Annotated in this window: 26 protein-coding genes and 2 pseudogenes; 14 read left to right on the forward strand and 14 right to left on the reverse strand. The window is 67.4% G+C overall.

The annotated features are described in order from the left end of the window. Positions 1 to 110 precede the first annotated feature (110 nt). Complete coding sequence (locus tag ASE48_RS28135; protein WP_057170439.1) at positions 111 to 875, forward strand: SDR family oxidoreductase; 765 nt, start codon at positions 111 to 113, stop codon at positions 873 to 875. Here the strand turns inward: ASE48_RS28135 and ASE48_RS28140 are convergent. The 3 genes from ASE48_RS28140 to ASE48_RS28150 form a co-directional block, all read right to left on the reverse strand. Then, a complete protein-coding gene (locus ASE48_RS28140; protein WP_057170440.1) occupies positions 860 to 1657 on the reverse strand; it encodes an acyl-CoA thioesterase in 798 nt (265 codons plus the stop codon). The genes ASE48_RS28135 and ASE48_RS28140 overlap by 16 nt on opposite strands. Positions 1658 to 1766: 109 nt before the next feature. Then, entirely contained in the window at positions 1767 to 2843 is a 1077-nt protein-coding gene (locus ASE48_RS28145) for an NAD(P)H-dependent amine dehydrogenase family protein (protein WP_057170441.1), read from the reverse strand. After that, positions 2840 to 3868, reverse strand: a complete 1029-nt coding sequence (locus ASE48_RS28150) for a Rieske 2Fe-2S domain-containing protein (protein ID WP_057170442.1) — start codon at positions 3866 to 3868, stop codon at positions 2840 to 2842. Before ASE48_RS28150 ends, ASE48_RS28145 begins: the two co-directional genes overlap by 4 nt. Positions 3869 to 3924: 56 nt before the next feature. On the opposite strand from ASE48_RS28150, the gene ASE48_RS28155 reads away from it, so the two are divergent. Both ASE48_RS28155 and ASE48_RS28160 read left to right on the forward strand, forming a co-directional pair. Then, positions 3925 to 4536: a TetR/AcrR family transcriptional regulator gene (locus ASE48_RS28155; RefSeq protein ID WP_057170443.1), complete on the forward strand. Its 612-nt coding sequence runs from the start codon at positions 3925 to 3927 to the stop codon at positions 4534 to 4536. A 49-nt stretch (positions 4537 to 4585) separates the two neighbouring features. Beyond that, on the forward strand, positions 4586 to 5569 hold the full coding sequence (locus ASE48_RS28160; protein ID WP_057170444.1) for an Acg family FMN-binding oxidoreductase: 984 nt from the start codon (positions 4586 to 4588) through the stop codon (positions 5567 to 5569). Here ASE48_RS28160 and ASE48_RS28165 read toward each other — a convergent pair. Beyond that, positions 5559 to 6143 (reverse strand): TetR/AcrR family transcriptional regulator, encoded by a 585-nt coding sequence (locus ASE48_RS28165; protein WP_057170445.1) that lies wholly within the window; start codon positions 6141 to 6143, stop codon positions 5559 to 5561. The genes ASE48_RS28160 and ASE48_RS28165 overlap by 11 nt on opposite strands. Positions 6144 to 6368: 225 nt before the next feature. Here ASE48_RS28165 and ASE48_RS28170 point away from each other — a divergent pair, with 225 nt between their 5' ends. Continuing rightward, positions 6369 to 7325: a hypothetical protein gene (locus ASE48_RS28170; protein ID WP_057170446.1), complete on the forward strand. Its 957-nt coding sequence runs from the start codon at positions 6369 to 6371 to the stop codon at positions 7323 to 7325. A gap of 101 nt (positions 7326 to 7426) precedes the next feature. Beyond that, complete coding sequence (locus ASE48_RS28175) at positions 7427 to 8344, forward strand: acyl-ACP desaturase (protein WP_057170447.1); 918 nt, start codon at positions 7427 to 7429, stop codon at positions 8342 to 8344. Here ASE48_RS28175 and ASE48_RS28180 read toward each other — a convergent pair. After that, positions 8341 to 9207, reverse strand: a complete 867-nt coding sequence (locus ASE48_RS28180; protein WP_057170448.1) for a LysR family transcriptional regulator ArgP — start codon at positions 9205 to 9207, stop codon at positions 8341 to 8343. The genes ASE48_RS28175 and ASE48_RS28180 overlap by 4 nt on opposite strands. A 100-nt stretch (positions 9208 to 9307) precedes the next feature. Here ASE48_RS28180 and ASE48_RS28185 point away from each other — a divergent pair, with 100 nt between their 5' ends. Then, entirely contained in the window at positions 9308 to 10129 is an 822-nt protein-coding gene (locus ASE48_RS28185; RefSeq protein ID WP_057170449.1) for a thioesterase family protein, read from the forward strand. Here ASE48_RS28185 and ASE48_RS28190 read toward each other — a convergent pair. The 3 genes from ASE48_RS28190 to ASE48_RS28200 form a co-directional block, all read right to left on the reverse strand. Next, positions 10126 to 10584 (reverse strand): PPOX class F420-dependent oxidoreductase, encoded by a 459-nt coding sequence (locus ASE48_RS28190; protein ID WP_057170450.1) that lies wholly within the window; start codon positions 10582 to 10584, stop codon positions 10126 to 10128. The genes ASE48_RS28185 and ASE48_RS28190 overlap by 4 nt on opposite strands. A gap of 129 nt (positions 10585 to 10713) precedes the next feature. Beyond that, entirely contained in the window at positions 10714 to 11931 is a 1218-nt protein-coding gene (locus ASE48_RS28195; protein ID WP_057170451.1) for an acyl-CoA dehydrogenase family protein, read from the reverse strand. Beyond that, positions 11928 to 13298: an LLM class flavin-dependent oxidoreductase gene (locus tag ASE48_RS28200; protein ID WP_057170452.1), complete on the reverse strand. Its 1371-nt coding sequence runs from the start codon at positions 13296 to 13298 to the stop codon at positions 11928 to 11930. Before ASE48_RS28200 ends, ASE48_RS28195 begins: the two co-directional genes overlap by 4 nt. 78 nt (positions 13299 to 13376) lie before the next feature. Here ASE48_RS28200 and ASE48_RS28205 point away from each other — a divergent pair, with 78 nt between their 5' ends. From ASE48_RS28205 to ASE48_RS28215, 3 genes are read left to right on the forward strand one after another with little or no spacing between them, the layout of a single operon-like run. Next, on the forward strand, positions 13377 to 14150 hold the full coding sequence (locus ASE48_RS28205) for a thioesterase family protein (protein ID WP_057170453.1): 774 nt from the start codon (positions 13377 to 13379) through the stop codon (positions 14148 to 14150). Between the two features lie 33 nt (positions 14151 to 14183). Beyond that, positions 14184 to 15095, forward strand: a complete 912-nt coding sequence (locus tag ASE48_RS28210; RefSeq protein WP_057170454.1) for an alpha/beta hydrolase — start codon at positions 14184 to 14186, stop codon at positions 15093 to 15095. Continuing rightward, positions 15092 to 15610, forward strand: coding sequence for a hypothetical protein (locus tag ASE48_RS28215; protein ID WP_057170455.1), 519 nt, complete (start codon positions 15092 to 15094; stop codon positions 15608 to 15610). Before ASE48_RS28210 ends, ASE48_RS28215 begins: the two co-directional genes overlap by 4 nt. Here ASE48_RS28215 and ASE48_RS28220 read toward each other — a convergent pair. Next, complete coding sequence (locus ASE48_RS28220; RefSeq protein ID WP_057170456.1) at positions 15604 to 16446, reverse strand: sulfurtransferase; 843 nt, start codon at positions 16444 to 16446, stop codon at positions 15604 to 15606. The two genes, ASE48_RS28215 and ASE48_RS28220, sit on opposite strands and share 7 nt — an antisense overlap. Positions 16447 to 16513: 67 nt before the next feature. On the opposite strand from ASE48_RS28220, the gene ASE48_RS28225 reads away from it, so the two are divergent. After that, the gene (locus ASE48_RS28225) at positions 16514 to 16936 is read left to right on the forward strand and encodes a nitroreductase family deazaflavin-dependent oxidoreductase (protein WP_057170457.1); all 423 of its coding nucleotides are present in this window, start codon (positions 16514 to 16516) and stop codon (positions 16934 to 16936) included. 7 nt (positions 16937 to 16943) lie between these two features. Here the strand turns inward: ASE48_RS28225 and ASE48_RS33570 are convergent. The 4 genes and pseudogenes from ASE48_RS33570 to ASE48_RS28235 form a co-directional block, all read right to left on the reverse strand. Further along, the coding region (locus ASE48_RS33570) for an HNH endonuclease signature motif containing protein (RefSeq protein WP_162264281.1) at positions 16944 to 17447 on the reverse strand (504 nt) is incomplete at its 5' end. A 1-nt stretch (position 17448) separates the two neighbouring features. After that, positions 17449 to 17805 (reverse strand): annotated as a pseudogene (locus tag ASE48_RS33575) (DUF222 domain-containing protein); the annotation flags it as partial. Position 17806: 1 nt separating this feature from the next. Continuing rightward, positions 17807 to 18439: pseudogene (locus tag ASE48_RS33580) on the reverse strand (DUF222 domain-containing protein); the annotation flags it as partial. Between the two features lie 39 nt (positions 18440 to 18478). Further along, positions 18479 to 19498, reverse strand: a complete 1020-nt coding sequence (locus ASE48_RS28235; protein WP_442928773.1) for an alpha/beta fold hydrolase — start codon at positions 19496 to 19498, stop codon at positions 18479 to 18481. Between the two features lie 83 nt (positions 19499 to 19581). Between ASE48_RS28235 and ASE48_RS28240 the strand changes: the two genes are divergently transcribed. Further along, entirely contained in the window at positions 19582 to 20508 is a 927-nt protein-coding gene (locus ASE48_RS28240) for a LysR family transcriptional regulator (RefSeq protein WP_057170458.1), read from the forward strand. Here ASE48_RS28240 and ASE48_RS28245 read toward each other — a convergent pair. After that, on the reverse strand, positions 20468 to 21661 hold the full coding sequence (locus ASE48_RS28245; RefSeq protein ID WP_442928781.1) for an aromatic ring-hydroxylating oxygenase subunit alpha: 1194 nt from the start codon (positions 21659 to 21661) through the stop codon (positions 20468 to 20470). The genes ASE48_RS28240 and ASE48_RS28245 overlap by 41 nt on opposite strands. Before the next feature lie 63 nt (positions 21662 to 21724). Here ASE48_RS28245 and ASE48_RS28250 point away from each other — a divergent pair, with 63 nt between their 5' ends. The 3 genes from ASE48_RS28250 to ASE48_RS28260 all read left to right on the forward strand — a co-directional run bounded on the left by ASE48_RS28250 (position 21725) and on the right by ASE48_RS28260 (position 23761). Continuing rightward, entirely contained in the window at positions 21725 to 22336 is a 612-nt protein-coding gene (locus ASE48_RS28250) for a TetR/AcrR family transcriptional regulator (RefSeq protein WP_057170459.1), read from the forward strand. After that, a complete protein-coding gene (locus ASE48_RS28255) occupies positions 22330 to 23331 on the forward strand; it encodes a LacI family DNA-binding transcriptional regulator (protein ID WP_057170460.1) in 1002 nt (333 codons plus the stop codon). Before ASE48_RS28250 ends, ASE48_RS28255 begins: the two co-directional genes overlap by 7 nt. A gap of 103 nt (positions 23332 to 23434) precedes the next feature. Then, on the forward strand, positions 23435 to 23761 hold the full coding sequence (locus ASE48_RS28260) for an L-rhamnose mutarotase (protein WP_057170461.1): 327 nt from the start codon (positions 23435 to 23437) through the stop codon (positions 23759 to 23761). The last annotated feature ends 20 nt before the right edge of the window (positions 23762 to 23781 follow it).

Consider the following 23781-nt stretch of genomic DNA (forward strand, 5'->3'; position numbering starts at 1 on the left):
GGTCCGTAGGGCGACGCCGTAGCCGGTGATGGATGACTTCGGGGTGATTGCGCCGTTCTGGCTGTCGGGCGCGTCACACATGGCACGTCATCGACCGGAGGGGGTTCATCATGAGGATCGTCGTGATCGGGGGCACCGGGCTGATCGGGTCACAGGTGGTGCGGGAATTGACCGAACACGGCCACGACGCTTTCGCCGCCGCGCCGTCGACCGGGGTGAACACCATCACCGGCGAGGGGCTCGCCGAGGTACTGGCCGGCGCCGACGTCGTCGTCGATGTGTCGAACTCGCCGTCCTTCGAGGATGAGCCGGCCATGGAGTTCTTCCGGACCGCCACGACCAATCTGCTGGCGGCCGAGGCCGCCGCCGGTGTCGGTCACCATGTGGCGCTGTCGGTGGTGGGGACCGAGAAGCTGGCGCCGCAGAGTGGCTATTTCCGGGCCAAGCTGGCCCAGGAGTCACTCATCCGGGAAGCCGACGTGCCGTTCACCATCGTGCGGGCGACGCAGTTCTTCGAGTTTGTCGCCGGCATCGCCGACGCCGCGACCGACGCCGGCACCGCGCGGCTGGCGCCGGTCTCCTTCCAGCCGATGGCCTCCGCGGATGTGGCCGAGGCGGTCGCCATCGCCGCCGCCGGCGACCCGGTCGGGGGCATCGCCGACGTCGCGGGCCCGCAACGTTATCGGCTCGACGAGCTGATCCGGACTGCGCTCACCGCGCATGGTGACAGCCGGTCGGTGGTGGCCGACCCGGGTGCGCGCTACTGGGGCGCCGAACTGCAGGACGACACCCTGGTTCCCGGCGCCGGAGCGACGTTGTTCGGGATCCGGTTCGAGGATTGGCTACTGGAGTCCAGCGCTCATCCCTTGAAGTAGACGATCTGGTGGCTGGTGGCCAGCAGCGTGCCACCGGTCCCCCAGATGTGGGCGGTCTGGTCGAAATGACCGGACGAATACTGTTGTGCGCGTGCGGTCGCCAGCACGTGGTCATCGCCCTGGGCGGCCAGGGTGTCGGTGTCGGCGTGGAAGTACACGGTGATCGACACCGTGCCCGCCGGCAGCAGACGGCCGAGCCGCAGGAAGACCCGCGGGTAGAAGATATCGCACACGGCGGTCAGTGCGGCGAAATCCCATGGCCGGGGCGGATTGTCGCGCACCCACAGGGTGGTCTCCGAGGATGCGGATTCGCCGTCCGCGGGATCCGGGATGGCACCGGTGACATAGCGCATGTCGTAGTTGCGCATCCAGGTCGGGCCGTTGTCCGGCCCGACGGGCACCTCCGCGGGAGCCGGCACCGCGGGCCTGGCCGGTTCGGTGTCACTCCAGGTGTCCCGCCGGATCCCGAAAACCGCGGTGGCGGTGGTCTTCACCTCGCCGTCCTGGCTGAGCTCGACGAGCCAATGCTGATTGGACCGGTTGGTGCGCACTGCACGGGTGCTGATCTCGAAGTCGCCGTCCACGATCGGGGCCAGGTAGTTCACCGTCAGGGCCACCGGTTGGCCGTGCACATCGGGCTGCAGTTCGATGGCCCGCAGCAGCGCCGCGGCGGTGATGCCGCCGAACGGGCCGACCATGTTCGCCCATTCGGGCACGGTGCGGCCCCGCAGCAGCCCGTCACCGGCGGGTTCAAGGGCGATTCCATTGTCGAAGGCCGTCATCGGTCTTCCTTCACAGTCGGGCGGTTCGGTCGGTCGACAGCGCTGCCGACCGCCAACCCAAGCTACCTGCGGGCCGCCGCGCGCCTCGCGCGGCCACCCCACTGCGGCGCTACTTGAACCGTCCGGCAAAACCGCGCAACGGCAGATCCGCACTGGTGAGCAGGCCGGGCCGCGCCGCGACCACCGACCTGATCGCGTTCAGCGCGGGCAGACCGGTGACGGTCATCCCGATCGACGCGAAGCTGGTCGGGTCGGACAGGTCGACGCCGGGCTTCGGGAAGATCATGTGCTTGTTGTAGACGCACGGGTCGCCCATGACCTGAGTGATGTAGCAGCCCTTGATATCCCAACTCGGGTCGGTGTGCGGGGTCATCTGCCATTCCAGATGGGTCTCGATCTTCGGCACGCCGCCGACCAACCCCTGGTACTTGATGTAGTTGCCGCCCAGCGATCCCTTCGGCAGCTGATACCAGCCCAGATCGACATCCTTGGTGCAGGCCCCGAGTTCGTAGCTGAACTTCACCTCGTCGAGCTGCACATCGAAACAGTCGGCCATCAGCAGCACGCTATCGGCGAAGACACGGGTGTACTTCTCCAGCATGCCGGGCAGTCGCGGGTCATCGACGGGAAGTCCGTAGCCGACCTCTTTCCAGGTGTCGGCGGAGTGGTGGCAGGAGACGTCCACCGATTCGATGGTGGTGATGTTGTCGATCTCGGCGACGTCGGCCGAACACACCACGCCCAGAATCTGATTCAGGCCGGGGTTCATCCCGGTGCCGTAGAACGTCGCCCCGCCCTTGGCGGCGGCCGCGGCCAGCACCTCGCTGACCGGACGCCCGGACGGATGCGGATGGTTGGTATCGCGGTGCCATCCGGTGATCCAGTCGGCGGTGGTCACGATGTTGATTCCGGCTTCGAGCACCTGCACGTACAGGTCTTCGTCGGGGAACACCCCGTGGAAGGTGACCACATCGGGTTTGGCCGCGATGATCTCCTCGACCGAACCGGTGGCGATCACGCCGTTGGGCGCCAGGCCGACGATCTCGCCGGCGTCGCGGCCGACCTTCTCCGGCGTATAGCAGTGCAGCCCGATGAGCGACAGATCAGGATGCGCGGCAATCCGTTTGATCATCTCGGTGCCCACGTTGCCGGTGGCAACCTGGAACACGCGGATCTGCTCGGTCATAGGGTGTCGACCTTTCTCACTCTGGCAAGGTCCGCAGCGCTGCCACCGAGACCATCTGGATAGAACTGCATGGCCCACTTGCGAATTGCGGTGAAGCCCTCGTACTCGGCGGTGGCCAGCGCCGGCGGATCCGAATAGCGCTGGTGCGACCAGATGTGGATGTCCTGGGTGAACTGCCGGATGACTTCCTCACCGAAATCGCGGGCCTTGTCCTCCGCCCGCTGGTCGTCGCGCCCCGGGGTGCGGCCGATGTACACCATGAAACGGACATCGGAGGTGCGGTCGTCAACGGGGGTGACCGCCGAGATCGTCCGGTTGTCGACCATCCCCCAGCTCTTGGTCACGGCGATACCGAGCCCACCGTTGATGGCCTCGACGCCGCTGTTGACATCCTCGATCTTCTGTCCGTCGTCGCCTTCGAAGGTGATGGTGAAGTCGACGTAGGACACGGGTTCGGCGAAGTCGTGGCGGGTGAACACCGGCACGATGGGCGTCTGGTGCACGTACTTGAAATGCGCGAAGTCCACCCCGTTCTCCAGGACGTACTGCGGATGCAGTTCCAGCCCTTGCCGGAACAGCCGTTGCTGCGGGTAGTAGTCACCCTCGGTGCGGTCGCCGAAGTCGGCGAAGATGTCCGGCGCGTCGAAGAACGGTTCCCGGTTCTCGACGTCATGCCAGATGTAGACCGACGCATTGCGCTCGACCACCGGATAGATCCGCATCCGCCTGCCGCGGTTGGGCCGCTCCTGGTACGGGATGCAGACGTTGCGGCCCTCGTCGTTCCACTGCCAGCCATGGAAAGGGCATTGCAGGACTTCGCCTTTCACCTGCCCGCCGTAGCCCAGGTGGGCGCCGAGGTGTTCGCAGTAGGCGTTCATGACGGTCAGCCGGCCGGACTCCGCCCGCCAGGCGACCATCTCCTGATCGAAGTAGGTCATCCGGTTTACATCGCCGACGGCGATCTCGTCCGACCAGGCCACCTGGAACCAGCCCGTCGGCTTCATCGACAGTGGTGGCTTTGCCATGGGCCAAGAATCACAGAGGGTTCTATTAAAGTCAAGAGTCGCGTAGCATCCACCCGGTGACCGAAGCCGCCGAGCGCCGCACCAACCGGCGGGGGCAGGCCAGCCGCGAGAGCATGCTCGATGCGGCGTTGGAGGCGTTGGCATCCGGAGCTCCCGGCTCGGTCTCGGGCAATCGCATCGCCAAGGACGCCGGCGCCACCTGGGGCACGGTCAAGTACCAGTTCGGCGATATCGACGGGCTCTGGGCGGCGGTGTTGCGACGCACCGCCGAACGCCGCGGCACCATCCCGGCGCACGCGGCACCGCACGGTTCCCTGGCGCAGCGCGTCACCGGGATTCTGGACATCCTCTACGACGGGCTCAGCGGCACCGATTCCCGGGCCATCGAGAATCTGCGTGCCGCACTCCCCCGCGATCGCACCGACCTGGAGCAGCACTATCCGCAGACCGCGGCCGAGCTGGCCTCCTGGCAGAAGACCTGGATCACCGACTGCCAGAGCGCATTCTCCGATCTGGATGTGGATCCGGCCCGGGTCCGTGAGGTCGCACTGTTCATCCCGGGCGCAATGCGCGGCATCACCTCCGAGCGCCAACTCGGCTCCTACATCGATCTCGACGAGGCCCGGCACGGGCTGTCCAAGGCGATCGTCGCGTACCTAGAGGGTTAGGGACTTCCGGCCCTACCGGCCCGACTGCACACCGGCGCAGACTCGTTTCATGGCAACGACATCGCCGACCCTGGTCCCTGCGAAGACCATCGAGGACATGGTGCACCTCGCGTGCCGCGCCCCGTCGTATCACAACAGCCAGCCGTGGCGGTGGGTCATCTCGGCCGAGGGCGTGCAACTGTTCGTCGACACCGACCGGCTGGTGGCCACCGACGCCGGCGGCAGGCAGGCCGTGATCAGTTGTGGCGCAGCACTGGACCACTTCCGGGTCGCCGCGGCCGCCGCCGGATTGGACGCTCGTGTGCAGCGCTACCCCAACCCGAACGACCACCACCACGTGGCCACCATCACCTTCGGCACGCTGGACACCGTCACCGATGGTCATAGACGCCGTGCCGATGCCATACTGCGCCGCCGTACCGACCGGCTACCGATGACGGCGCCCGCCGACTGGGAGTCCTTCGAGTTGCTGCTGCGCGAGTCCGCCGATCCCGCTGTGGCAGTGGACATCATCGCCCCTGCCGACCGGCCCGCCGTCGCGGACGCCTCCCAACTCACCGACGCGCTGCGCCTCTACGACTCGGCGTACCATCACGAGATCGACTGGTGGACATCGCCCTTCGAGGTGAACGACGGCATTCCGCACAGCTCGCTGGTGTCGGCGGCCGAGGCGGATCGCGTCGACGTCGGGCGGTCCTTTCCCGTCACGCACAATCAGGAGCGTCGCCGCAATGTCGTCGAGGACACCGCCCAGCTGGCGGTCATCTCCGCGCTCGAGGACACCCGCGACGACCTGCTGCGCTGCGGTGAGGCCCTTTCCGCTCTGCTCCTCGACGCCACCATGGCGGGTTACGCATCGTGCACCCTGAGTCACCTGACCGAGGTGCCGGTCAGCCGGGACATCGTCAGCGCGCTGGTCGGCCGGCCGTTCCCACAGGTGGTGGTGCGCCTGGGCCGGATTCCCGAACTCGACGAGACGGCGCCACCCACTCCTCGTCGGCCGCTTCGAGACGTGCTGCGGGTCAAGCTCTGAGCGCAGTGAGCATCGCGTGTAGACGGCGGCCCACCGCGGCCAGCGGGTCGGTACTGCGCTCGGCGCGGCTCATGGCCACCGCGCCTTCGACGGCGGCCACGATCAGGATCGCCGTGTCGGTCGCCCCGGGGTCGGCCACACCCGCGTGACGCAGCGCTCTCGCCAGGATCGTCGTCCAGTTGCTGAAGGCGAACACTGCGGCATCCCGCGGCGCGGGATCGTCGTCGTCATCGGTCGAGTTCTGCACCGCGACCGCCAGGACCGCGCAGCCACGCTGAAACTCGCTGTCCACCAACACTTTGTTCCAGCTGCGCAGCAGCACATCCAGCATCGCGGCAGGGCCGGCGTCGGCGACCTGCTGCAGTTCGGCCGTCGTGTGCGCATCGGCCCAACGGACCGCTTCGGCGGCCAGTTGCGCCTTCCCGCCGGGAAAGTAGTGGTACGTCGAACCCAGCGGTGCGCCCGCGTGCCTGGCGAGATCGCGCACGGTCATCGCGCTCAGACCGCGCCGCCCCAGCATGTCGGCCGCTCCGGACACCATGCGGTTGCGCGCATCGTGATCGGTTATCCCCATAGCGTCCACCCTTCTATAACGATCGTCATACCTTAGCTTGAACTGCTGTTATTACAGTTGACATAGCGCCCGAGTCGAGACAGGAAGCCGCGAGAACGAGATCTGGGCCACATCCCCCGGCCTTTCTGTGTCAAGCGCAGGGGGTCCGGGTAGCCGACTGGACAGGGCGCGTCCGCGTCGCACGGCCATCACGGCCGTGACCAACAATTTCAGGGGGCCCACGTCATGACTGACACCACCACTCTCATCACGAACTTGCGAACCGTGCTGGAACTGACCAGCACCGAGATCCAGATCGCTGAATTCCGCACCAGCCAGGCGCGCACCGATGCGGTGCACGAGGAGCTGACCAAGAATGCCGAGAACGCCCGCACCCGCGCCGCGCTGATCGAGGCGACCATCCGCGAGCTCGGCGGTTCGCCCACCTTCTTCGGACCGTTCCTCGGCCGCGCCGCCGCGCTGGTGAAGGCACTGACCGAGCAGGCTGAACCGTTCGCCGAAGCGCTGCTGGGCGATCTCGCGCTGGAGCATCTGCTCGTCGATCGCGCGCGTTACCTCAAGTCGCTGGCCGTCGCGGCCGGTAACACCGAGGTGCAGGAACTCGCCGACTCGCTGATCGAGGCGCACAGTGCGACCGTCATCTGGCTGACCACCGTCCTCGCAGAGGACGCGCTGGGCGGCCCTGCGGCGCTGCGCCGCACGCCGATTCAGGCCGCGGCCGGTGCGGCGGTCAAGCTGGCCAACCTGCCGGGGCAGCTGGCCACCCGCGCATTCGACCGGGTGCTGACCACGGTCCGCTCCACCCGCCCGGCCGTCGACGAGGCGCTGGCCCGCGGCAGCCAGGCAGGCGACATCGCCGCCAAGACGCTGTCCGCCTCCCGGGACGCCGCGCTGTCGGCGGCCGAGAAGGTGAGCCGGCGTGAGGGCGCCGACGATGTGGCCGATGCGCTGCACAACCTGCGCGGCAACACCGGCGTCCTGGAGGCGTCGGAACTTCCCATCGCCGGCTACGACGAGCTCAACGTGAATGACGCCGTCGCGGCGGTGAAGGAACTGGACGAGCCGGCGGATATCCGCGTGGTGATCGCCTACGAAGAGTTCCACAAGAATCGCCAGCGCGTGGTTTCGGCCGCTCAGTCGCGGTTGAGCACCATCGCCCAGGAGATTGTCGGGATCGGCTAGCAGGTCCGGATCTTCGGATCCATTTCCAACCACGACAACCTACGGTACCGTAAGTTACGGTACCGTAGGTTTCGTTGTATGCAGAGGAAACGGAGTCCGCCATGGTGGATCAGACCAGCGTGTTACACGAGTTGGAACCGATCGTCGAGCAGAACCTCGAGCGCCACCTCAGCACTGTCAAACCGTGGGACCCGCACGACTACGTCCCGTGGAGCCGGGGGCGCGACTTCGCCTTTCTCGGCGGCGAGGACTGGGCGCCCGAGGACTCCCCGCTGGACCCGGTCGCCAAGGCCGCGCTCACCGTCAACCTGCTGACCGAGGACAACCTGCCGTCCTATCACCGCGAGATCGCCACCCGGTTCGGACGCGACGGTGCCTGGGGCACCTGGGTCGGTCAGTGGACTGCCGAGGAGGGACGCCACAGCATCGCGCTGCGCGACTACCTGGTGGTGACCCGTGGCGTGGACCCCTCCAAGCTCGAGGCACTGCGCATGGAGCACACCATCGCCGGATACGACTCGGGCGACAAGACACCGCTGGCGGCGCTGGCCTACGTGTCATTCCAGGAGCTCGCCACCCGCGTCTCGCACCGCAACACGGGGCGGGCCTCCGGCTGCCCGATCGCCGACCAATTGCTCGCCCGGATCGCAGCCGACGAGAACCTGCACATGGTCTTCTACCGCAACCTGATGGCGGCCGCGCTCGAGATCGCTCCGGACGCCGCCATGCAGGCCATCCGCGATGAGGTCATCGGATTCACCATGCCCGGCGCCGGCATGACCGACTTTCACGAGAACTCCATCCTCATCGCCAAAGCCGGTATCTACGATCTGCGCATCCACCACGACGAGGTGCTGCAGCCGGTGCTGCGCTTCTGGCAGATCTTCGACCGCAGCGACTTCGGTCCCGACGGCGAACAGGCCCGCATCGAACTCGCCCAGTTCCTGGCCGCCGTCGACGAACGGGCCCGCTTCTACGAGGAGAAGGCCGCTCGCCGCAAGGTCGGCGCCTCGGCCTAGCGGCCGCGCTGCCGCAGCGCTGCGGCCGCGCTCAGCACGGCCGCCCCGACGGTGCCGACCAGCACACTGTCCATCTTCCAGCTCTGCCAGTACAACGGCACGTCCAGATGTACGTCGGCGATCTGGACGAAGTCCGCGTTGACGAGCTGCTCGGGATACATGCCCCACCCCACACCGGCCCGCACCGCCGCCCCGAAACCCTCGGCTGTCGGTACATAGTGCACCGGGCGAGCGATCGGTCTGCGGAACACCTTGCGGATCAGGTTGTCCTGCAGAGCATCATCTCGATTCCACGCCAGTGACGGTGCCGCCGCCGCAGCAGCGGCGGTGAACCCGCCGGGCAGGTGCGCACGCACATACTCCTCGACGGCCACCGGCACGTAGCGCATCACGCCCAGTGGCTGCACGCGGCAACCCGGCACCGCGGTGCGTTCGGTGGTCACCGCACCCATCACCGCCCCCTCGCGCAGCAGCCTCGCCGAGTGGTCCTGATCCTCGATCCGGATATCGAAGAGCACGCCGGGCAGCTGAGCGAACACCCCGTTGAACCAGGTCGCCATCGAATCGGCATTGACCGCAATCGCGATGCGGGTGCGTTCGGTCGACCCGCCCGCGGTCTCGGCCAGCGCCTCGGACTCCAGGATCGCGGTCTGCGCGGCCAACCGCAGCAACGGAATTCCGGCCGCGGTTGCCCGACAGGGCTTTTCACGGACCACCAGGACCTGACCCACCCGCTGTTCGAGGCCCTTGATGCGCTGACTGACGGCCGACGGGGTGACATGCAGCCGCTCGGCGGCAGCATCGAAGCTGCCGAGCTCGATCACCGCGGCGAACGCGGCCAGCTGCTGACCGTCCAGCTTCATGCGCTCAGGCTAATCCACCGACTCGGCCCACCACCGCAATCGCCACGAGTTACCGTTGCAACAACGGTAACGATTTCGGCAGTATCTCGGAAGGAACCACATGACGAGCACCACGGCGACGCCGTTTCTCACCCGCCGCGGCGACGAGTTGGTGCCCAACCCCGTCGCCCACGGCGGCTGGGGGCCCACACTGGGCGGCCAGGTCGTCGGCGGTCTGCTGGCCCGCGCCATCGAGGCCCAGGTCGATGACCCCGACCTGCACCCGGCCCGGCTTACGGTCGAGATCCTGCGCCGGGTGGCCACCGAACCGGTCCGGGTCAGCGCCACCGTGGTGCGCGCCGGCGGCCGGATGCGCGCCGTGGACGCCGCGATGCTCCAGGACGGCCACCTCGTGGCCCGCGCCTCGGCGCTGTACCTGCGTCGCGGCGCCCAGCCCGACGGTGAGTTCTGGAGCACCGCCCTCACTCTCCCGCCGATACCGGCCGAACCCGCCAACATCGGGGACACCGTCCCGATGTTCATCCGGGCCTACGGACCCACCGCCGACTCGAACAGCCTGGAATTCCCTTGGCAGCAGGCGGGACCGCGGTACGCGTGGGTCCGCGAGTTCCGTGATCTGGTGGCCGGCGAAGCGCCGACGCCGTTCATCCGGGCGGCGATGGCCGTCGATGTCACCAGCTCGATGACCAACTTCAGCACCGCGGGGCTGGCGTTCATCAACGCCGACTACACCCTGGCGCTCAGCCGGTTACCCGACGGCCCGTACATCGGCCTCGCCGCGCTGAGCCACACCAGCGCCGACGGGATCGCCACCGGATCCACCGGGCTGTTCGACCGCCTCGGACCGATCGGCACCGGATTATCCACCGCCATAAGCAATTCCGGGTTCGACCCGAAAGGCAAGTACCGGCGCCCGAACTAACGCGGGGGCGGGAAGCCGCCGGTGGCGACCGGTCCCCACCGTCGAGGTGTGATGCGCAGCAGGCACTTTCCCTGATCGACCATGGCCTGGCGATACTCATCCCAGTCCGAGTGCTCGCCGGCCACCGCACGAAAATAGTCGACCAGTGGCTCCACCGCCTCGGGCAGGTCGATGCGTTCGGCATCGCCGTCGACCTGGACGTACGGGCCATTGAACTCCTCGGACAGCACGGTCACGCTGGCCCGCGGGGTGCGCCCGATGTTCACCGATTTGGCGCGCTGCGGATAACTGGCGATGACGATGCGGCCCTGCTCGTCCACCCCACCTGTGACCGGGGAACTCTGCAGCGACCCGTCGGCGCGGAAGGTGGTCAGCACCATTGCGTGACGAGGGCGGACAAACGCCAGCAGTTCTTCGAGGGAGACCGAGTCAGCAGTCGCATAGTTACGGGCCATGCCCCGATTCTAGGCGGCTATTTGACGATGAGCTTGCGCTGCGACGCCATGGTGAAGACCGCGGCGCTTTCTCGTGATTTGTGGAGCCGCGGTCGGAATGGTTCCGACGGCGACTCCACAAATCGCGGGTCAGAAGTAGCCGCTGCCGGGGAGTTTGGTGCCGCGGGTGTACAGCGCGCCGATCGCCTGGGCCTTGTAGGACGTCGGGTTGTGTGAGGCCAGGGTCCGGATGTTGCGCCAGTGCCGGTCCAGCAGGTGGGACTGCCGCACCACCGAGGCGCCACCGACATCGAAGATCTGCGATGCGGCCTTCTGCGCGAGCTGATCGATGACCACCTTGGCCGCCGCGGCCTGCAGCGAAGCCTCGTGCGCGAGCTCCAGATTCGGGTCGGTCTTGCTGATGTCGGCCGCATAGGCGATGGCCAGCGCGTCGGCGGCGGCCAGCACGGTGGCCTCCCCGACATAGGCTGCGGCGGCGATCTCCCCGATCTCGCGCTGCAGCAGGGGGTCATCCGGCGCCGACGGGTTGGGGGCCCAGGTGAAGCTGCGGGCCCGCTGATGCACGTGCGCGACGGCGTCAGCGCGAAGCGCATGCAGCACACCGACTTCCAGTGCCGTCACATACAGCTGGAAGAACGCGCCCGAGTGGTACAGCGGCGGCCGCTCGGCATCGGTTTCCGGCGGGGAGAACTGCAGCAGCTCGTCGGCGGAGACCGCGACGTTCTCGAAGATCGCGGTGCCGGTGCCGGTGGCCCGCTGACCGAAGCCGTCCCAGTCGTCGAGTACGGTTACCCCGTCGCGGTCGGTGGGCACCAACGCGATGACCGAGGCGTCGTCCGGGTCGCTGGCCAGCACCTCGGCGTAGTCGGCGTACAACGTGCCGGTGGTGAAGAACTTCTTTCCGTTGAGCCGGTAGGCATCTCCGTCCTTGGTGAGCTTGGTCTGCCAGACGAAACCGCCGGCGGGCTCGGAGCCGAGTTCGGTCGAGGCGTTACCCACGATGGCACCGGACAACGCCAGATCGATCGCCCGCTGCCGGTCGTCGCCGGAGAGGCGCAACCGTTCCTCCACATGGGCGAAATGCCCGCGCAGGATGTGCGCGACGTTGACATCGGCGGCCGCCAGCGCGATGACGGTGGCGAACAGTTCGCGCAGGCTGGCGCCGCCTCCGCCGTCTGCCACCGGCACCCGCAGCGCACCGAGGCGTTCCTCGCGGATCCGGTCGATGACCGCGAATGGGCGGTCGTTGGCGCGTTCACGCTCCAACGCGCCTTCGCCGATCTCGGCCAGCAGCGCGGCCAGGCGTGCGGAACCGTGGGTCAGCGGTTCGATCGCGGTCGATGTCATCGGGTTGCCTCCTGGGTGACGCGGCGGTACCCCGCCGCACGATGGGTTTGGGGTAGGCGGGCTCCACGCCCGAACAGCTTGTGCCGCAGGGTGCCTTCGGTGTACTGCGTCTTGTAGACCCCACGTCGCTGCAGTTCGGGGATCACATGGTCGATGAAGTCGGCGAACGATCCGGGGGTGATGACGTTGGTGATGTTGAATCCGTCCACGTCGGTGTCCTCAACCCAGGACTGCAGGTCATCGGCGACCTGGGTGCCCGAGCCGACAGTGAAACCACCCTCGGCGTCGATGGCGTGGGCGTCGATGAAATCACGCAGCGTCCACTGGCCCTGCCCGAACATCTGCACCGACGATTTCAGGTATTCGTTGTCGGTGACCGCCACTGGGTCATCGAGATCGAATTTCGACAGATCGCTGCCCAGCCAGCCCGACCAGAGCGCCAGGGCCCCTTCCGGATCGGTGTACCTGCGGAAATCCTCGTAGCGCGCCTTGGCGGCAGCCTCGGTCGCGCCCGTCACCGCCACATGGCCGTTGACAATTTTGACGTCGTACGGGTCGCGGCCCGCATCGGAGGCGCGGGTGCGGATGTCGGCGACCGCTTCGCGCAGAACGTCCTTGGTCGGTGCGCCGATGAAGATCACCTCGGCGTTCTCGGCGCCGAACGCGCGGCCGCGGTGGGAAGCGCCGGCCTGATACAGCACCGGGGTGCGCTGCAGCGAGGGTTCGCAGAGGTGGATGCCCGGCACCCGGAAGTGCCTGCCGTCATGCTCGATGGCGTGCACCTTCGCGGGATCGGCGTAGTGGGCGCGGTCGGGGGCGGTGCCTACCGCGTCGTCCTCCCAGGACCCCTCCCACAGCTTGTAGAGCACCTCGGTGTACTCGTCGGCGATGTCATAGCGATCGGCGTGCGGGGTGATGGTGTCCAGGCCGTGGTTGCGGGCCGCGCTCTCCAGGTAGCCGGTGACCACGTTCCAACCGATCCGGCCCTTGGTGAGGTGATCGAGCGTGGACATCCTGCGGGCGAACGAGTACGGGTGCTCGAAAGACGTTGCCGCGGTGATACCGAATCCGAGATGCCGGGTGGCCGCCGCCATCGCCGACACGAGAAGCATCGGATCATTGACCGGCACTTGGGTTCCGGCCCGCAGGGCCGCCTCCGGACCGCCGCCGTACACGTCGTAGATGCCCAGCACATCGGCGATGAACAGCCCGTCGAACAACCCGCGTTCCAGCAGCTTGGCCAGATCGGTCCAGTACTCCAGGTCTTTGTACCGGGCCGCCTGCGATTCGGGATGGCGCCACGTGCCGGCGACGATATGGGCCACGCAGTTCATGTCGAACGCGTTCAAGATGATCTGCTTGCTCACCGCGCCACGATGGCCGAACCGAGGTGGCGACACCAGCTATCCGATCGACGCGATTCTGGGCTGTAACGTTTGGTCACAATGCACTACTTCGAACGTCTCGGCGATTCGAGCTTCCGGGCCACCGAATACACCCTGGGTGCCTGGAGCCCCTCCGAGCAGCACATCGCGCCATCCCTCGGACTCCTCGCGCACGTGATCGAGCGTGACCGTGACCGCCGTCGTGACGACCGGTTACCGCTGACCCGGTTGTCCTACGACATCCTGGGCACGGTGCCCGTCGCGGCGGTCGAGGTGGCGGTCCGGGTGCTACGACCGGGCCGCAGCATCGAACTCGTCGAGGCGACGATGAGCCACGGCGGCCGCGCGGTGCTGGTGCTGCGCGCCTGGCTGATGCAGCGGTTCCCGACCGCACATCTGGTGGGCTCGGCGCTGCCGTCGATCCCCGGCGCCGGCGAGATGCCGTCCTGGGACATGTCGGGGGTATGGCCGGGTGGGTTCATCGCATCGGCCGAGGTGCGCCGCCTCGCGCACGCGCCGGGCCGCTCCTGCGCGTGGGTGCGCACCGATACCGGGCTGGTCGCCGGTGAACCGGTCAGTCCATCGGCCCGGGCCATCGGACTGCTCGACATCGCCAACGGGCTGGCCGTGCGCGCCGAGCCCACCGAGGTGAGCTTTCCCAATATCGACCTGACCGCACACCTGTTCGCCGAGCCGCGCGGCGACTGGCTGGGTTTCGACACCACCGTGTCGTTCAGCGCCGACGGACTCGGCTTGACCCACAGCATCATTCACGACGACAGCGGGCCGATCGGGGCGTCATCGCAGATGCTGACGGTGCGGCCGATTCCGTAGGGACCGGCGATAGCCCACGGTAGCGTGTCAGCCATGTCGAACCCCCGGATCGCGCCGCTGGAGTACGCGCTGGCGTACCTGGCGCAGCAGGCCGCTCCGCTGGTGTTCCGGCCACCCAACATCCCCAGACCGGCGCACCGTCTCGACCCGCCCGCCGTGGTGCGGGTGCCCACCCGGCACGGGCCGGTCCGCTGTTTCGTCTACCGGCCGCATCCCGCGTCGCCGCTGAGCGGCACCGCCACCCGCCGCCCGCCGCTGCACATCGACATCCACGGCGGCGGCTTCGTGCTGCGCAACACCCACGAGGACGCCCACATCTGTCGCTACCTGGCCTCCGATATCGGCTGTGTGGTGCTCGCGATCGACTATCACGCTGCCCCGCAGGTGACATTCCCTGTGGCAGAAGAGGAGTGCATCGATGTGCTGCAGTGGGCGCTCGATCATGCCGACCAGCAGGGCTGGGATGCCGAGCGGGTCAGTGTCGGTGGGGCCAGCGCCGGCGCCAAGCTCAGCATGAACCTCGCGCAGTACGCGCACGACACCGCGATCACACTGCGCGCGGCGGTGCTGTCCTACGCGGTCGCGGACTGCACGCGCACCGACCGCACGTCGCCCAAGGCCAACGCGGCGATTTCTCCGACACTGCAGAAGCTTTCGGCCCGCCTCTATTTCGTGGACCCGGCCAGTCACGACAGTCCGGTCGCATCGCCGTACCACGACACCGACCTGCCGAAGAAGATGCCGCCCACCCTGATCCAGACCGGTGACCTCGACACCCTGGGCCCGGAGATGGTGGAGATCGCCGGCCGGCTGCGGGAGGGCGGCGTCGATGTCACCCACACCGCCTACCCGGTCGATCACGCCTTCAACACTCAGGGAAACCGCGAGATCATGGACACCTCGATCCGCGAGATCGGCACCTTCCTGCTGGAGCGGCTGACGTGAGGCCGCCCACGGTGCAGGACGGCCCGGAGGTCGAACATGTGGTGGCCGCGTTGCGGGAGCGGATGTACGGCGCGATCTCGTGTCTGGCCACCCTCGCGGCACTGGCCCGCTACACGAATATCGACACCAACGCCTGGTTCCGGGTGATCGACGTCGCGGTCGCCGCGGGCGGGCTGTGGGCGGCGGCGCTGCTGGCCGAATTCATCGCCCGGCTCAGCGTGGAGGGAAAGGCGCCGCGGGGTCGGGCGGCCTGGGCGATGCTGGCATCCTCCGGTCAGATCCTGCAGGCTGCGGCGGCGCCCGCATTGATCTTGGCGCTGGCCGGTTTTGGCGTACTGGACACCCCCACCGCGGTGTGGATCGCCATGTGGTTCCTGGTCGCGGAGATGGGGCTCATCGCCTTCGCGGCGGTGCACCGGGCGGGGCTGGTCTGGTGGCAGCAGGCAATGGCCGTGCTACTGCTCGCCGGTGCGGGTGCCGCGGTGGTGGCGGTCAAGATGATCGCCCATCACTGATCACCGGTCTGGACCGGTCCGTCCTGCGCACTCCACTGCGACCACGAGCCGGGGAACAGCGCCGCGTCCACTCCGGCCGCCGACAGGGCGGCCACCAGAAAAGCGGCGGTGACACCCGAGCCGCAGTACACCCCGACCTGCTCGGAACCGCCGAACGACCAGGCCAGCGCCGCCAGCTCATCCTCGGACAGCAGGGTCCCATCGTCGGTCAGTACCGACGTGCTGGGCAGGTTCTTGGCGCCGGGGATGTGGCCGGCCACCGGATCGACAGGCTCGACCTCGCCGCGAAACCGCTCCGGCGCGCGGGCGTCGAGCAGGTTCGGATGTTCGGCGGCTTCCTCGGCGGTCAGTGTCGGCAGTGCGCCTGCGTACAGATCATCGTGTTCGACGACGATGTCCCCGGGTGGCGGTGTCGACGACCCGGTCTGCACCGCACCCCCGGCAGCCCGCCACCTCGCCAGCCCGCCGTCGAGGATGCGCACATCATCGATGCCCGCGGCGCGCAGCACCCACCAGGCGCGGGCCGACCCCGCACGGTTCCAGTCGTCATAGACCACCACCGGCACCCCGCGGCGCACACCCCACCGCCGGGCGGCCTCCTGCAGATCCGTGCCGGACGGCAGCGGATGCCTACCGCGATCGGCCACGCCGTGATCGCTGAGTTCCTCCTCCAGTGCGACGTACACCGCTCCGGGTAGGTGCCCGGCTTCGTACGCGTCACGCCCGTCGGGCGCACCCAGTTGCCACCGGACATCCAGGATGGTCGTCGGGTCGCCGGCGTCCAGCCGCTGGACGAGCTCGGGCACAGATATGAAGACATCACCGCGTGCAGTCACCCGGCGAGGGTCTCAGATCCGGTCAAGATGTGGAATAGCCGGCGCCGGGCGTGCTGTTATTGGCCCTATGACTGACAACCCCGAGCTGAGCCCCACCGACTGGGTACGCGAACAGACCAAACGCATCATCGAGAACGGCACCACCGACGGGGTCGAGGTCCTGGACCGCCCGGTCGTGCTGTTCACCACCACCGGCGCCAAGTCCGGGAAGAAGCGCTATGTGCCACTGATGCGCGTCGAGGAGAACGGCAAGTACGCCATGGTCGCCTCCAAGGGCGGCGATCCACAGCACCCGTCCTGGTACCACAACGTGAAGGCCCACCCGCAGGTCACCGCCCAGGACGGCGACAAGGTCGTGGAGCTGACCGCCCGCGAGATCGAGGGCGCCGAGCGCGAACACTGGTGGAAGCTCGCTGTTGACGCCTACCCGCCGTACGCGGAGTACCAGACCAAGACCGACCGGCAGATCCCGGTTTTCGTGTTGGAGTAACCGGCGCCTAGTTGGTCGTCGGCGGTGGTGGCGCGAAGGGTGTGTACCACCACCATTGCGCGCGTTCCCCGAGCGGTCCCGGGCACGGTGCTACGTCGGGTGGCGGTACCGTCGGTGGCCGGGCCAGCGACGCGTTGATGAGGGTTTCACCGTCGCTGTCGGTGACTTTCAGGTTCTCGGCGGGTCCAGTGAGGGTGATGCCGCCTTTGTGGTGCATCCGGTGGTGGAACGGGCAGAGCAGGACCAGGTTGGACAGCTCGGTCGCCCCGCCGTTCTCCCAGTGCACCAGGTGATGGGCATGCAGACCTCGGGTGGCCCCGCAACCCGGGACAACGCAGGTCTGGTCGCGGTGCTCCAGGGCGCGGCGCAGCCGGCGGCTGATCGTTCTGGTCGCCCGGCCCACCCCGATGGGGCGGCCGTGGCGTTCGAACCACACCTCACACGTCGCATCACAGAGCAGATATCGCCGATCGTCTGCTGTCAGCGCAGGACCCAGATGCAGTGACGCCACNACCACACCTCACACGTCGCATCACAGAGCAGATATCGCCGATCGTCTGCTGTCAGCGCAGGACCCAGATGCAGTGACGCCACAGGCTTCTCGACATCGACATGCACCACCACCGTGGTGTGCTGCCCGTGCGGGCGCCGCTGCACTTCGGTGTCCCAGCCGGCCTCAACCAGGCTCATGAACGCATCCACCCCGTCGGGGAACGGCGGTGCCTGCTCGGAGATCTTTGGCTCGTCGTCGTACTGGCGTTTACTGCCGTCCTCGGGGTCGATGCTGTCGTGCGTGTCGTGGTCGCGTTTCCAGTCCGCGACCAACGCATCGCGGTGTGACTGCAGGCCGGCCTCGAACTTCGCGGCCTNCTCGGGGTCGATGCTGTCGTGCGTGTCGTGGTCGCGTTTCCAGTCCGCGACCAACGCATCGCGGTGTGACTGCAGGCCGGCCTCGAACTTCGCGGCCTCCACCTTGGGCAGGGTGATCCGCCACGTCGTGGAATCGTCGCCCTCGATGGTGGTGATCTTGCGCCTGGGTTCGGGTTTGGACTCGGGCTCAGGCCGGGGTTCCTGCTTGACCGCGGTCCGCAGCTGGCTGACCGTGGCGACCTTCACCAACTCCGCGTAATGCTCATCGCAGCCCTCGCCACCGCCTTCAGCGATCACCCCGATCTGATCCAAGGAGACCCGGCCTTCCCGCAAGCCCTGGGTGCAGCGGGGAAGTTCGTCGATGCGATGTGCGACGGCGACCATGGCTTCGGCCCGGCGCGGGCTGACCCCGGCCTTCCACGCCACCAGCGCTTCGATCGATCGGCATCCGGTGGCCCCCCACAAGGAGTTGCCGTCATCCGTGCCTCTGCCGTCGATCTCGGCAACGATCTCCACCAACCGGCCATCGATCGCATTGCGCTGCCCGGTCAACTCCGCCATCTCATCGAACAACACCTCGATACGCCGCACCGGAGGCACGTGTTCGGCGTAAACGTTTGCGGGAGGCGACATATCACGATTATCGCAGAGGGGTACGACAACAAACTCTGGTCACATCCGGCTGACATCGACCACCGCGGCGGTGAAGTCGGCGGGCGCCTCCTGAGGCACATTGTGCCCGATGCCGTCGAGGACCCGGTGCTCGTACGGCCCGGTGTACTGCTTGCGGTAACCGGTGCCGTCCTTGGCCGGGCCGTCGAAATCGCTGCTGACGGTGATGGTGGGCGCGGCGATGGTGGGGCGGCCGGCGAGCCGCTGTTCGTCGGCGTCGTAGCGGGCTTCACCCGGCGCCAGGCTCTGCCGCCACCGGTAGTTGTGCACGACGATCTCGGCGTGGTCGGGGTTGTCGAAGGACGCGGCGCTCAGGTCGTAGGTGGAGTCCGCGAACTGCCACAGCGGTGAGGCGTTCTGCCAGATGAGCCGGTTGAAGTCCTTGGTGTTGCGCCGGTAGCCGAGTTCACCTCGCGGAGTGGCGAAGTAGTACTGGTACCACCAGCCGTACTCGGCCTGCGGCGACAACGGTTCCAGGTTCGCCGCGAGGTTGACGACGATGTAGCCACTGACCGCCACCAGCCCGCTCACGCGTTGCGGCCACAGTGCGGCAACCACATTGGCTGTCCGGCCACCCCAGTCATACCCGCCGAGGATGGCGCTGGGGATGTTCAGTGCGTCCATCAGATCGATCACATCGTGGCCGATCGCCGCCTGTTGCCCGTTGCGGACGGTGCCACCGGACAGGAACCGGGTGGATCCGAACCCGCGGGTGAACGGCACGATCACCCGAAAGCCCTGGGCCGCAAGGTCAGCGGTGACATCGGCGTAACTGTGGATGTCATAGGGCCAGCCGTGCAGCAGGATGACCGGCCGCCCGCCCGCCGGGCCGGCCTCGACATAGCCGACGTCGAGCAGGCCGGCCTTGATCTGCTTCACCGGGCCGAGGGTGTGCGCAGGCGCGGGAGGTGCCGGCGCGGGTGCTCCGGTGGCCTGCGGCGCGGTCGTGCACGCCGCGAGTGTCAACGCACCCGCCGCCGCGGTGGTGATGCGGGCGAAATTCCGTCTGCTGATATCCACCCGCTCATCACACCCCCTGAGACCGATCAAGTCCAACGATTGCTTTCGATACGTGTCATCACTGCTGTCGATAGGCTGACGAGATGGAGTTACGCCAGCTCGAGCACTTCGTCGCGGTGGCCGCCGAGATGAGCTTCTCCCGCGCCGCGACCCGCGCCCACGTCGTGCAGTCCGCACTGTCGGCCTCGGTGGCCAAGCTCGAGCGCGAACTCGATGTGCAGCTGTTCGACCGGTCCCGCCAGCAGATCAGCCTGACCGCTGCCGGCGAACGGTTCCGCAGTCACGCCCTGGAGGTACTGAACACGGCCAGGTCCGCCGCGGAGTCGGTGCAGGAGTTCCGCGGAACCCTCTCGGGTACCGTCGAATTCGGTTCGCTGATCGCTTTCGGTCCGCTGGATGTCGCGGCCGCTCTCGGGCAGTTCCATCGCGACCATCCGCATGTCCGACTCCGACTGCACCTGAGCCAGAGTGGCGCGTCGGCCTACTTGTCTGCGCTCACCGAGGGCTCACTGGACCTGGCACTGGTGTCGGTACCGGAGCGCTTTCCACCGAGTCTGAACATGCGCCTGCTGTTCGAGGAGCCGATGGTCTACGTCTGCCGCCGGGCGGAGGCGCAGATCGCGGGCGGTGCGATCGATCTCGCGGATCTTGCGGATGCCGAGCTGGTCGGCTTCCCGCCGAACTTCGGCCTGCGGCGCCTGATGGACGACGCGTTCCACTCCGCCGGTGTGCAATCGCGCACCCCGTACGAGGTGCCCGCCGGGTTCGCGGCGATCGCCGAGCTGGTCCGCAACGGCCTGGGCACCACCTTCATGCCGGCATCGGAGGCCGACCGGTTCCCCGATCTGCAGACACATCCGTTGGCGCAACAGGTCACCTGGCAGGTGTATCTGGCCTCACCGCCGGCGGCGCGGATGACGCCTGCGGGCACCCGGCTGGCAGACACCCTGATGGCGGCCGCCGCCGCGGCTACCCCAGCGCCACGCCGAGCTCCTGCGCGAAGACCTTGATCATGTGCTGCACTCCGATTTCGTTGCGACCGATGATCATATGGTCATGCTGACCGTGCCGGACGCCCTGTCCGCACTGCGGCAGCATCGCGAAATCCTCATCGCGCACCGCAGCGTGCACACCCTCGTAGACGGTGTCGTAGAGCGCGCGCATATCGTCATCGGTCGCCGGAATGCGCCCCATCCAGCTGTGCCGGACGGTGCAGCGGGTCGGGTCCCCCTCGGGCAGCATGTCGATGATCTCCACGCCGACAGGACTGTTGGCGAGGATGAGATTGGGATACACCCAGTAGATGACGCCCATGTTGGCCGATGGATCGAAGGTCGCGGACGGGTCACCCCCTGTCTCACCCGTCGCCCCGGGGGCGAGGTTCTTGATCCAGGTGAACGGGAATCCGATGCGGTGGTGCTTGCCGAACTCATCGTAGACACCCGTGTTGGGCAGGGTGTTCTGCCCGATCAGACTCTCGCCGTGCACGAACGGGAAGTGGTAGCCCTCGGCGAACGCCTCCAGCGCCCCCTTCCAGGACACCTCTGACGAGAATTCGCGTTCGGTGTGATAGCCGTAGGAGCGGTAGTCCCACAGTGCGAGTTCATCTTTCAGTGGCCCCAGATGGGAATCCAGATCGATGCCGGCGTCCGCGGTGAGCACCGCCCAGATGAATCCGTAGCGTTCCTCCGACGGCAGTTCGACCAGGCCGTAGTCCTTGACGTCCATCGAGTCGAAGCCCGCCTTGCCGGGCACCATGAAGAGTTCTCCGGTGTTCTTGTATGTCCACGCGTGGTACGGACACACGAATCTGGCGGCGTTGCCGGCACCGCAGGCCGGCATGGCACCCCGGTGGCGGCAGTAGTTCAGCAGGACGTGGCTCTTGCCGGTGCGGTCCCGGGTGACCAACAACGAATCGCCGAGGACGGTGCGCACCACATAGTCGTTGCGCCCGGGGATCTGCGCCGACGGCACGATGGCCAGCGGCACCCTGCGCAGGATCTGGGATTCCTCGATTTCGGTGATCTTCGGATCGCGGTAATAGTGCAGCGGCACTTTCAGTTCGCGGTCGGCCATATCGGTGGTACCGGCGAGGGCATGGCGCAGCGCGCGGCGGGTCAGCTCTTCGTCGGTGCTCTTCGGTGGGCTGGGGATCATATCCAGACCATACATTTACTGTTGATTGTATTGTCAAGCCTTCCGCGTAGATCATGCGACGATCGACTCATGCGCAGGCATGGCTGGTCGGGTGACATCCCGGTCGACGACGACGACGCGGTGAACCGGATCATCGCGACCACCCGCACGGCGATCGACACCCACGGCACGGTGAGCGTGTCCGAGGTGGCACAGACCCTCGGGGTCACCCGGCAGACCGTCTACCGCTACTTCCCCACCCAGGAGGCCCTGCTCGCCGCTACTGCCGTGTCCTCGGTGGCGGCGTTTCTCGATCGACTGGCCGATCAGCTGGGTTCGATCACCGACCCGACGGAGGCGGTGATCGAAGGCCTGGCCTACACGTTCGAGCAACTTCCGCACGACAGGTACCTGAGCCTGGTCCTACAACCCGGCAAGGCCAGCGCCTTCACCGCAGGGGTGACCTCGGATGTGGCGATCGGCTTCGGCCGGTCGATCCTGGAACGCTTCGATGTCGATTGGGCGGCAGCGGGTTTCGCCGGGGACAAACTCGACGAGCTGGTCGAGTTCATGCTGCGGACCCTGCAGTCGTTCATCCTGGATCCGGGCCGGCCGGCACGCACCGGCCGTGACCTGCGGACGTTTTTGAATTCCTGGATCGCCCCCGCGGTCCGTGCCCACGCGATCGACCGCGCATGGTGAGCATCCGGGAGGTCGCCGCGGCGGCGGCCGTGTCCGTCGGCACGGTGTCCAACGTGCTCAATTCGCCCGACAAGGTGTCCCCGTCCACCGTGGCCCGGGTGCAGGCCGCCATCGACGAACTCGGGTTCGTCCGCAACGACGCCGCCCGCCAGCTCAAGGCGGGCCGCTCCCGCAGCGTCGGCCTGGTCGTACTGGACGTGGGCAACCCGTTCTTCACCGATATCGCCCGCGGTGCCGGGGCCAGGGCGCTGGAACACAATCTGACCCTGCTGCTGGGCACCTCCGATGACGACCCGCAGCGCGAACGCTCCTATGTGGACGCCTTCGACGAGCAGCGGGTGTTCGGGCTGCTGGTATCCCCGGTCGGCGATGACTTCGACCGCCTCGAGGTGCTGCGCCGGCGCGGCACTCCCGTCGTGTTGGTCGACCGCGACGGGTCCGGAACGGAATTCGATTCGGTCGCGGTCGACGACGTGGCCGGCGGCACGCTGGCCGTGGAGCACCTGACGGGGATCGGACGACGCCGGATCGCCTTCGTCGGCGGCCCACCCGAGCTGCGCCAGGTCCGCGACCGTCTGCAGGGCGCCCGCAACGCCTTGCAACGGGTACCGGATGCCGAACTGGAGGTCATCACGACACCGGCGCTGACAGTGCTGGCCGGCCGCGCCGTCGGCGAGCAGATCCGCGACCGTCCCGCACCGCACCGGCCCGATGGCATCTTCTGCGCCAACGATCTGGTGGCCATCGGTGTGCTGCAGGCATTGGCCCTGATGGGCGATGTGACGGTGCCCGGGCACATCGCGCTGGTGGGTTACGACGATATCGAGTTCGCCCGTTCCGCGGTCGTCCCGTTGACCTCGGTGCGCCAGCCCAGCATCGAAATCGGCAGCACCGCAATCGATCTACTGATCAAGGCGACCGAGAATGCAGGCCGCCATCCCCGTCACGTGCTGTTCCAGCCCGAGCTGGTGACCCGGCTCTCGACAAGGGCCTGAACTGGACCTGAACGGCGGCGCACGAGGGCGCTTGACGTGTCGGCGGTCACGTCCTATTGTTGCCCCAATCACAAATTGAAACGTTTCAATCAGGGAGTGGCGAATGGACGACATCCGACGCGTGTGCTTTGTGATGCACCTGAAGCCCGACCGCGTCGACGACTATCTCGAGGCGCACACCGAGGTCTGGCCCGAGATGCTCGACGCACTGCGTACCGCCGGCTGGCACAACTACTCGTTGTTCCTGCGCCCCGACGAGGGCATGGTGGTGGGTTACCTGGAGACCGATGATTTCGCCCGCGCCACCGCCGAGATGAGCCGGACCGCGATCAACGACAAGTGGCAGGAGCAGATGGCTCAGTACTTCCGCACCGAGGCCCACCCCGACAGCAGCCTCGAGCTGCTCACCGAATACTTCCACCTCGCTTGATCACCCCCACCTCTGCACAC

The sequence above is a fragment of the Mycobacterium sp. Root265 genome, assembly GCF_001428895.1.
In the GTDB taxonomy this organism is placed as follows: Bacteria; Actinomycetota; Actinomycetes; order Mycobacteriales; family Mycobacteriaceae; genus Mycobacterium.

Excerpts from the sequence above, each read along its gene's own strand:
- ASE48_RS28135 (WP_057170439.1), top strand. The coding sequence starts at position 111 with ATGAGGATCGTCGTGATCGGGGGCACCGGGCTGATCGGGTCACAGGTG.
- ASE48_RS28140 (WP_057170440.1), bottom strand. The coding sequence starts at position 1,657 with ATGACGGCCTTCGACAATGGAATCGCCCTTGAACCCGCCGGTGACGGG.
- ASE48_RS28145 (WP_057170441.1), bottom strand. The coding sequence starts at position 2,843 with ATGACCGAGCAGATCCGCGTGTTCCAGGTTGCCACCGGCAACGTGGGC.
- ASE48_RS28150 (WP_057170442.1), bottom strand. The coding sequence starts at position 3,868 with ATGGCAAAGCCACCACTGTCGATGAAGCCGACGGGCTGGTTCCAGGTG.
- ASE48_RS28160 (WP_057170444.1), top strand. The coding sequence starts at position 4,586 with ATGGCAACGACATCGCCGACCCTGGTCCCTGCGAAGACCATCGAGGAC.
- ASE48_RS28165 (WP_057170445.1), bottom strand. The coding sequence starts at position 6,143 with ATGGGGATAACCGATCACGATGCGCGCAACCGCATGGTGTCCGGAGCG.
- ASE48_RS28170 (WP_057170446.1), top strand. The coding sequence starts at position 6,369 with ATGACTGACACCACCACTCTCATCACGAACTTGCGAACCGTGCTGGAA.
- ASE48_RS28175 (WP_057170447.1), top strand. The coding sequence starts at position 7,427 with ATGGTGGATCAGACCAGCGTGTTACACGAGTTGGAACCGATCGTCGAG.
- ASE48_RS28180 (WP_057170448.1), bottom strand. The coding sequence starts at position 9,207 with ATGAAGCTGGACGGTCAGCAGCTGGCCGCGTTCGCCGCGGTGATCGAG.
- ASE48_RS28185 (WP_057170449.1), top strand. The coding sequence starts at position 9,308 with ATGACGAGCACCACGGCGACGCCGTTTCTCACCCGCCGCGGCGACGAG.
- ASE48_RS28190 (WP_057170450.1), bottom strand. The coding sequence starts at position 10,584 with ATGGCCCGTAACTATGCGACTGCTGACTCGGTCTCCCTCGAAGAACTG.
- ASE48_RS28195 (WP_057170451.1), bottom strand. The coding sequence starts at position 11,931 with ATGACATCGACCGCGATCGAACCGCTGACCCACGGTTCCGCACGCCTG.
- ASE48_RS28205 (WP_057170453.1), top strand. The coding sequence starts at position 13,377 with ATGCACTACTTCGAACGTCTCGGCGATTCGAGCTTCCGGGCCACCGAA.
- ASE48_RS28210 (WP_057170454.1), top strand. The coding sequence starts at position 14,184 with ATGTCGAACCCCCGGATCGCGCCGCTGGAGTACGCGCTGGCGTACCTG.
- ASE48_RS28225 (WP_057170457.1), top strand. The coding sequence starts at position 16,514 with ATGACTGACAACCCCGAGCTGAGCCCCACCGACTGGGTACGCGAACAG.
- ASE48_RS28240 (WP_057170458.1), top strand. The coding sequence starts at position 19,582 with ATGGAGTTACGCCAGCTCGAGCACTTCGTCGCGGTGGCCGCCGAGATG.
- ASE48_RS28250 (WP_057170459.1), top strand. The coding sequence starts at position 21,725 with ATGCGCAGGCATGGCTGGTCGGGTGACATCCCGGTCGACGACGACGAC.
- ASE48_RS28255 (WP_057170460.1), top strand. The coding sequence starts at position 22,330 with ATGGTGAGCATCCGGGAGGTCGCCGCGGCGGCGGCCGTGTCCGTCGGC.
- ASE48_RS28260 (WP_057170461.1), top strand. The coding sequence starts at position 23,435 with ATGGACGACATCCGACGCGTGTGCTTTGTGATGCACCTGAAGCCCGAC.